A 5,473-nucleotide genomic window follows, 5' to 3' on the forward strand; every position below is an offset into this window, starting at 1 on the left:
GTACGGCGCGGCGGCGTCGGCGAGTTCGAGGACGTCGACGGGGATGCTCGGGGTGTCGAGGATGGTGGGGATGAGGTAGTCGGTGAAGGAGGGGTTGCGGACCTTCCCGTCGCGGTCGACGACGATCTCCTCCATCACCGCGAGGCCCAGGCCCTGCGTGGTGCCGCCCTGTATCTGGCCGACGACGGACAGCGGGTTGAGCGCCTTGCCGACGTCCTGGGCGCAGGCCAGCTCGACGACCTTGACCAGGCCGAGTTCGGTGTCCACCTCGACGACCGCGCGGTGCGCGGCGAAGGAGTACTGGACATGGCCGTTCCCCTGCCCGGTGTGCCGGTCGAAGGGTTCGGTGGGGCGGTGCCGCCATACGCGTTCGAGGTCGACGGCGTCGCCCGCGAGGACGTCCACGAGGTCGGCGAGGACCTCGCCGGCGTCGGTGACCACCTTGCCGCCCTCCAGCAGCAGTTCGGCGGTGGCCCACGCCGGGTGGTACGTGCCGAACCGCGCCCGCCCCCGCTCCAGGACCTCGGCCCGTACCGCCTCGCAGGCGTGCTTGACCGCGCCGCCGGTCACGTACGTCTGCCGGGAGGCGGAGGTGGAGCCCGCCGAGCCGACGCGGGTGTCGGCCGGGTGGATGGTGACCTGGGCGACGCCGAGTTCGGTACGGGCGATCTGGGCCTGCACGGTGACGCCGCCCTGGCCGACCTCGGCCATCGCGGTGTGCACGACGGCGACCGGCTCGCCGCCGACCGCCTCCAGCCGGACGCGCGCCGTGGAGTAGTCGTCGGCGCCCTCGGAGAAGCCGACGTTCTTTATGCCCACGGCGTAGCCGACGCCCCGCACGAGGCCCTCGCCGTGCGTGGTGTTGGACAGCCCGCCGGGCAGGGCCCGTACGTCGGCGCCCTCCGTCGTCTCCCACTGGTGCTCCGGCGGCAGCGGCAGCGCCTTGACGCGGCGCAGGAGTTCGGCGACGGGGGCCGGCGAGTCGACGGGCTGCCCGGTGGGCATCAGCGTCCCCTGCGCCATGGCGTTCGCGCGCCGCAGCTCCACCGGGTCCATGCCCAGCTCCGCCGCGAGCCGGTCCATCTGGGCCTCGTACGCGAAGCACGCCTGGACCGCGCCGAAGCCGCGCATCGCGCCGCACGGCGGGTTGTTGGTGTAGAGCGCCATGGCCTCGATGTCGACGTGGTCGACGGCGTACGGGCCGACGGAGAGCGAGGAGGCGTTGCCGACGACGGCCGGGGAGGCGGAGGCGTACGCGCCGCCGTCCAGCACGATCCGGCACGTCATATGGGTGAGCTTGCCGTCCCTGGTCGCCCCGTGCTCGTACCGGAGCCGGGCGGGGTGGCGGTGCACATGGCCGAAGAACGACTCGGACCGGTTGTAGACGATCTTCACGGGCCGGCCGGTGCGCAGCGCCAGGAGGCACGCGTGGATCTGCATCGACAGGTCCTCGCGCCCGCCGAACGCGCCGCCGACGCCGGACAGCGTCATCCGCACCTTGGACTCGGGCAGGCCGAGCACGGGGGCGATCTGCCGCAGGTCGGAGTGGAGCCACTGGGTGGCGATGTAGAGGTCGACGCCGCCGTCCTCGGCGGGCACGGCCAGGCCGGACTCCGGGCCGAGGAACGCCTGGTCCTGCATGCCGACCTCGTACTCGCCCGTCACGACGACGTCCGCGCGGGCCCGCGCCGCCGCGACGTCGCCGCGGACGATCGGCTGGCGGTGCACGATGTTGGGGTGCGGCACATGGGCGGCGTGGCGGTCGGTGCGGCCGGGGTGCAGCACCGGCGCGTCGGCGGCGGTGGCGCTCTCCTCGTCGGTGACGACGGGCAGCGGCGCGTAGTCGACCTTGATCTTGGCGGCGGCGCGGCGGGCGGTCTCGGGGTGGTCGGCGGCGACGACGGCCACGGGCTCGCCGTGGTGGCGGACCCGGCCGTGGGCCAGCGCGGGGGTGTCCTTGATCTCCAGGCCGTAGTTCTTGGCGGCCGCAGGCAGGTCGTCGTGGGTGAGAACGGCGTACACGCCCGGCTGCGCCAGCGCCTCGGCGGTGTCGATCGAGCGGATCTCGGCGTGCGCGTGCGGGCTGCGGAGGGTGAAGCCCCACAGCATGTCCTCGTGCCACAGGTCCGAGGCGAACGCGAACTCGCCGGTGGTCTTCAGCGTGCCGTCCGGGCGGAGCGTGGACGCGCCGACGCCGCCGTGGGCGGGGGCGCCCTGCGTGAGGCCGGCGGGCGTGGTGGTGCGGGTCGCTCGGGTCGTGCCCATGGTCAGCGCCCCCCTTCCGGGGCCGGGGCGGCGGCGCGGGCGGCCGCGAGGCGGACCGCGTCGAGGATCTTCTCGTAGCCGGTGCAGCGGCAGAGGTTGCCGGAGAGCGCCTCGCGGATGTCCGCGTCGGACGGCTCGGGGTTGTGCTCCAGGAGTTCGTCGGCGGCGACGAGCAGGCCGGGGGTGCAGAAGCCGCACTGCACGGCCCCGGCGTCGATGAACGCCTGCTGTACGGGGGCGAGTGCGGGGACCTGGGAGCCCTGGTGGGGGCCCTGGGGGCCCGTACCGGCGGCGTCGGCCGTGCCCAGGTCCGTATCGACGGTGGCCGCGCGCTGTTCGGCGAGGCCGGCGAGGCCCTCGACGGTGACGACGGCGCGGCCCTCGGCCTGTCCGGCGGCCACCAGGCAGGCGCAGACCGGGACGTCGTCGAGGCGGACCGTGCAGGAGCCGCACTCCCCCTGTTCGCAGGCGTTCTTGGAGCCCGGCAGGCCCAGCCGCTCGCGCAGCACGTACAGCAGGCTCTCGCCCTCCCAGACGTCGTCGGCCTGCTGCGGCCGGCCGTTGACGGTGAGGTTCACGCGCACGAGGCGCCTCCCTCGGCGGAGCGGCCGGGGCCGCGGAACTCGTCCCAGGTCCAGGCGAGCGTGCGGCGCGCCATGACGCCGACCGCGTGCCGCCGGTACGCGGCGCTGCCGCGGACGTCGTCGATGGGGTTGCAGGCCCCGGAGCACAACGCGGCGAACTGGGCGGCGACCGACGGCGGCAGGGCCCGCCCCGACTCCCAGAACCCGCCCTCCGCGAGCGCCGCGTTCAGGAAGTCCTCCGCCGCGCGGGCCCTTACGGGCGTGGGCGCGGCCGATCCGATGCCGGTCCGCACCGTGCGGGAGCCGGGGTGGAGGGCGAGGCCGAAGGCGCAGACGGCGATGACCATGGCGTTGCGGGTGCCGACCTTGGAGAACTGCTGGGGCCCGTCCGCCCTGCGGATGCGGACGGCCCGGATCAGCTCGTCCGGGGCGAGGGCGTTGCGTTTGACGCCCGTATAGAACTCCTCGACGGGGATGAGGCGGGTGCCGCGCACCGACGCGGCCTCGACCTCGGCGCCCGCGGCGAGCAGCGCGGGGTGGCAGTCGCCGGCCGGGGAGGCGGCGCCGAGGTTGCCGCCGACGGTGCCGCGGTTGCGGATCTGGGGCGAGCCGACGGTGTGCGCGGCGAGCGCGAGGCCGGGCAGTTCGGCGCGGAGGCGCTCCATGATCCGGGTGTAGGGGACGGCGGCGCCGAGGCGTACGCGGCCGCCGTCCGTCTCCCATTCGGTGAGCTCGCCGACGCGGCCGAGGTCGAGCAGGTGCTCGGGCCGCCGCTGGTCGAAGTTGAGCTCGACCATCACGTCGGTGCCGCCGGCGATGGGCAGGGCCGCGGGGTGCTCGGCCTTGGCGGCGAGCGCGTCCTCCCAGCGGGTGGGGCGCAGGAAGTCCATGGGTGGGTGTCTCTTCTCGATCGGGTTCGAGTGCGCGTTCGCGGTCAGGTGCGCGTTCAGGTTCGAGTTCGTTCGAGGGAGCTGCTCGGTGCTGTGCCGAGGTGGTGCCGGGGGTGCGCCGGACGCGTGCCCGGTCGGCGGTACCTGGTTCTTCCTGTCCCGTTCGGGCGGCGTGCGCCCAGTACACGCAGGTGGCGGCCGTCGGGTGCAGTCACCGAAACCATGAAGCAGTTGGCTGGTCGCGGGCCCGGTCTTGTAGATTCGAACGAAAGGCGGGGTCCGGAAACCTCACCGCATTCCACTGGTGACAACAAGACAGATCGGCGGAGACGACGATGCGGCTGCGCACCCTGCTGGAGGCCGAGGCCCTGCGCCTGCGGCTGCTCGGTGGCGAAGACGAGCTGGAGCGCACCGTCCGCGGCGTGATGACCACCGATCTGCGCGACCCGAGCCGGTATCTGTCCGGCGGCGAACTGGTGCTGACCGGCCTCGCCTGGCGGCGCGAGCCGGAGGACTCCGAGCGGTTCGTCCGCCTTCTCGCGGCGGCCGGGATCGCCGGGCTCGCGGCGGGCGAGGCCGAGACGGGGCCGGTGCCGGACGATCTGGTGGCGGCCTGCGCCCGCCACCGGCTGCCGCTCTTCGCGGTCGTGGAGAGCGTGTCGTTCGCGTCGATCACCGAGCACGTGGTGCGGCAGGTCTCCGGCGAGCGGGCCGGGGACCTGGCGGCCGTCGTCGACCGGCACCGCCGGCTGATGACCGCGGGCCCGGCGGGCGGCGGCCCGGACGCGGTCCTCAACCTGCTCGGCTCGGACCTGGACCTGCGGGCCTGGGTGCTCTCCCCCACCGGGCGCCGGATCGCCGGGGCCTCGTCGTCCTCCGCGGCCGACAGCGGGCCGGGGCTGTCCGCCGAGGTGCGCGCCGCGCTCGCGGGCGAGCAGCTGGCCGCCTCCCGTACGGGCCGCCGCGGGCCGCACCGCTGCACGGCCGGGGGCGGTACGTACTCCCTCTTCCCGGTCCGCGGCGGCGGGCGCGACCTGCGCGAGACGGTGCTGTCGGACTGGGTGCTGGCCGTCGAGGCGGACGCCGGGGACTGGCCGGCGGAGCGGCTCGACCTGCTGCACGGCGTCACGCAGCTGATCGCGGTGGAACGGGACCGGCGGGACGCCGCGCGCACCGTGCGGCGGCGGCTGGCGCAGGAGGTCCTGGAGCTGGTGCAGTCGGGCGCGCAGCCCGCCGAGATCGCGGCCCGGCTGCGGGTGGCGGCGCCCGTGCTGCTGCCGGGGCCGGCAGCGGCCCCGCACTGGCAGGTCGTGGTGGCGCGCGTCGAGTGGGCGGGCGGTGACGTGCCGGGCGGCGCCGTGGCCCAGTCGCTGCTGGAGGAGGTGCTGGTCGACCCGGCCGCCACGGGCCCCGAGCCGTCCGACCGGATCGCGGTGGCGCACACCGGGGACGAGGCCGTGGCGCTCGTACCGCTGCCCGCGCTCCCCGACGACGACGCGGAGGACGCGCCGGCCCCGGGTCTGCACGCGGACGCGCTGCTGGCCGCGGTGCGCGAGCCGCTGTCGCGCGGGCTGGCCGACGACGGGCGGCTCACGCTGGGCGTCAGCGCGGCCGTGCACTCCGCGGAGGGGCTGCGCGGCGCGCTGGAGGAGGCCCGGCACGCCCGCCGCGTCGCCGCGGCGCGGCCGGGCGCGGTCAGCGCCGCGGGCCATCAGGAGCTCGCCTCCCATGTGC

Annotated in this window: 4 protein-coding genes; 1 reads left to right on the forward strand and 3 read right to left on the reverse strand. The window is 75.5% G+C overall.

The genetic code is table 11. The annotated features are described in order from the left end of the window. From ACFU99_RS31490 to ACFU99_RS31500, 3 genes are all read right to left on the reverse strand, one after another. A partial coding sequence (locus ACFU99_RS31490) for a xanthine dehydrogenase family protein molybdopterin-binding subunit (RefSeq protein WP_384398506.1) occupies positions 1-2,265 on the reverse strand: 2,265 nt, incomplete at its 3' end. A gap of 2 nt (positions 2,266-2,267) precedes the next feature. Then, entirely contained in the window at positions 2,268-2,849 is a 582-nt protein-coding gene (locus tag ACFU99_RS31495; protein ID WP_384398508.1) for a (2Fe-2S)-binding protein, read from the reverse strand. Next, the gene (locus tag ACFU99_RS31500; protein ID WP_384398510.1) at positions 2,840-3,739 is read right to left on the reverse strand and encodes an FAD binding domain-containing protein; all 900 of its coding nucleotides are present in this window, start codon (positions 3,737-3,739) and stop codon (positions 2,840-2,842) included. Before ACFU99_RS31500 ends, ACFU99_RS31495 begins: the two co-directional genes overlap by 10 nt. A 335-nt stretch (positions 3,740-4,074) precedes the next feature. On the opposite strand from ACFU99_RS31500, the gene ACFU99_RS31505 reads away from it, so the two are divergent. Further along, positions 4,075-5,473, forward strand: a 1,399-nt coding sequence (locus ACFU99_RS31505) for a PucR family transcriptional regulator ligand-binding domain-containing protein (RefSeq protein ID WP_384398512.1), incomplete at its 3' end; no start/stop codon positions are given.

It is taken from the genome of Streptomyces sp. NPDC057654 (genome assembly GCF_042800135.1).
In the GTDB taxonomy this organism is placed as follows: domain Bacteria; phylum Actinomycetota; class Actinomycetes; order Streptomycetales; family Streptomycetaceae; genus Streptomyces.

Excerpts from the sequence above, each read along its gene's own strand:
- ACFU99_RS31500 (WP_384398510.1), bottom strand. The coding sequence starts at position 3,739 with ATGGACTTCCTGCGCCCCACCCGCTGGGAGGACGCGCTCGCCGCCAAG.